This is a genomic window from Chitinophaga sp. (genome assembly GCF_035564935.1).
Classification (GTDB): Bacteria; Bacteroidota; Bacteroidia; order Chitinophagales; family Chitinophagaceae; genus Chitinophaga.
In genome coordinates, this window is the sequence record NZ_DATMTE010000562.1 from 1 (window position 1) to 1,990 (window position 1,990).

Consider the following 1,990-nt stretch of genomic DNA (forward strand, 5'->3'; position numbering starts at 1 on the left):
ACAAAAATTAAAACCATGAAAGTTGCCATCATCGGAGCATCCGGATTTATAGGTTCAGCCATCTTGAATGAAGCGCTGAACCGGGGACATGAAATCACCGCCATCGTTCGTCACCCTGAAAAGATAACAGTGACTAACCCACACCTGACGGTTAAAAAAGGAGATGCTACCAACGAAGCGGAACTAATCCCGCTGCTGGCAGGAAATGAAGCTGTGATCAGCTCCTATAGCGCTCACGACTCCGCTACCTACGTAAAAGCCATCAACGCCATTATTAATGCTACCAAAAAGGCCGGTATCAAAAGACTCATCGCTGTAAGTGGTGCAGGTAGCCTGGAAATAGCTCCCGGTGTGCAGTTACTGGATACCCCCGAGTTTCCGGCAGAATGGAAAGAAGGTGCATCCGCCACCCGCGACGCATTTTATGTGATCAGACAATCGGCCGACCTCGACTGGACGGTATTAAGTCCTGCTATGATGATAGAGCCCGGGGAACGTACCGGCAAATTCCGTTTGGGAACTAACCAGGTAGTGTTCAATGATAAAGGAGAGAGTAAAATTTCTTCCGCCGATTACGCGGTTGCCTTACTGGACGAACTGGAACAACCGGAACATATCAAACAACGCTTTACTTTGGCCTATTAACAGGATAAGATAAGGGGCAGCCATAAAGCTCTGGGAGTAGCGTAAACGATAATAAGCCTTCACCAGGTACCTGAATAAACAAGGGCTGACCAATACTTCTGGTCAGCCCCTTTTTAACCTCTTACTTTCCCGGGGCTCACCCCGAATTTCTTACGGAAGGCAGTACTGAAATGCTGCGGGGAAGAATACCCTGCCTGCTCTGCAATATGCGACATAGGCAGGTCCCCGTCAACAATCAGTTTCCTGGCTAGTTCCAGCCGGTGATCATTCAAATAACCAAACACGGTATTATCAAAAATGGCCTTAAAGCCCGATTTCAGTTTAAATTCATTCAGCCCGGCTTTGCGCGACAACTCTTCCAGGCTCAGCGGCTGTTGGATATGCTGCAATACCAGGTCCCTGGCGTAATACAGCTTTTCCACATCCTGCCGGGTGATCTTATTGCGCAAAAGCGTACCTGCAGCTTGCACCGTTTCCATCTGCTCGCATTGCAGCGCCAGTAACTCTATGGCCTTCGACTGCAAGAACAACTTCTTCAACCCTCCCTGGAATTTGCACTGGCGCACCTCTTCCATCGCCATCCGCATACGCGGGGTGATTCTCGGGTTGTACTTATCCGCTAACGTCACTGATCTGTTACCGGCTACATTATTGGCCAGTCCGTCCAGCACCTTCCCGTTATTCTCCGCCAGCTCCAGGAACCTGGAGGTGGTAAAGCTCATGCCGAAAAAGAGAATATCACGCTGCTTCTTCACCGCCACATTCTCTGTTTGGGCCGGACTGAACATAAGGTTATGCTCCTGTGTGGAAAACCTGAACTTGTCGGAAATCCCCCCCAACGACGTAGTAATGTCGCCCTGCTCCATGAACAGCATCATTACCCGGGGTTCCAGGTAGTCTGCAAAAACATGGATATTCTCGTACACCTCAGCCTTACAACAGGCAATACTGGTGCCCTCGAAATTGTATTCGTGCATGGTTGCGGAGCCAAAATCCTTATGCAGTTCCTGGGTTTCTTCAATCATTCCCCTGGAACGGATCTTATGGTAATCAGAAGGAAATTCCTCTGTAAGCAATACCTGGTTGGCATCATCAGTAATAACTACACCCATAAAAAAATCCGTTTCGTATAATTGATAATCCGTCTCGTGTAACAGTTATATGGGATAACAGCAGCAAATTTGCATAAAAATATTCCGAATACTCAAAAAATTATCATCTATGTTGGGAATATTCCGCACCAATATTACAACTGTTCAGGATAGAAACAATGTTATCAGCGCTATTTCCGCACAATTTACCGTAAATGCCTGTAGCGTAGACCTGGAGGACTGTGACAAAGTAT

2 protein-coding genes are annotated in these 1,990 nt (G+C 47.5%); one reads left to right on the plus strand and one right to left on the minus strand.

What is annotated here, in order from left to right:
• On the plus strand, nt 1-645 hold a 645-nt coding region (locus tag VN105_RS14585), incomplete at its 5' end, for an NAD(P)-dependent oxidoreductase (protein ID WP_325642118.1).
• Between the two features lie 113 nt (nt 646-758).
• On the opposite strand, the gene VN105_RS14590 is transcribed toward VN105_RS14585, so the two are convergent.
• Entirely contained in the window at nt 759-1,757 is a 999-nt protein-coding gene (locus VN105_RS14590; protein ID WP_325642120.1) for an AraC family transcriptional regulator, read from the minus strand.
• Nucleotides 1,758-1,990: the final 233 nt, after the last annotated feature.

Bases quoted from the DNA above. Each gene is read 5' to 3' on its own strand.
- VN105_RS14590 (WP_325642120.1), bottom strand. From the start codon at position 1,757: ATGGGTGTAGTTATTACTGATGATGCCAACCAGGTATTGCTTACAGAG.